The organism is Streptomyces sp. AC555_RSS877 (assembly GCF_019049245.1).
In the GTDB taxonomy this organism is placed as follows: Bacteria; Actinomycetota; Actinomycetes; order Streptomycetales; family Streptomycetaceae; genus Streptomyces.
This window is the reverse complement of the sequence record NZ_JAGMUK010000102.1, coordinates 1-333: the sequence shown is the minus strand read 5'-3', so window position 1 is coordinate 333 and position 333 is coordinate 1. Positions and strand designations below refer to the sequence as shown.

At 71.5% G+C, this 333-nt stretch carries 1 protein-coding gene; it reads right to left on the bottom strand.

What is annotated here, in order from left to right; all coding sequences use genetic code 11:
- Positions 1–333: hypothetical protein (locus KUM49_RS35430; RefSeq protein WP_217241062.1), on the bottom strand; the 333-nt coding region annotated here is incomplete at both ends.

The window sequence follows — 333 nt, the reverse complement described above, 5'->3', positions numbered from 1 at the left end:
GCACAGGATCTCCTCCTGCACCGAGGACGGTCCCCGGCTCGAACGGGCGGCCGCGGTGGCGTAGTGGGGGGCGGGAAGGGCCCTGCGGTCGAGTTTGCCGTTGCCCGTCAGCGGCAGCGCGTCCACCACCACCACCGCCGAGGGCACCATGTGGTCCGCCAGACGTTCCCCCGCGAAGGAACGCACCCAGACGCTCAACGCGGCAGGATCAGCATCCTCGTCATCAGCGACCACATACGCGATCAGCCGGACATCACCCGGGGTGTCCTCCCGGGCCACCACCGCCACCTGGCCGACCTGCGGGTGGCCGGCCAGCACGGCCTGCACCTCACC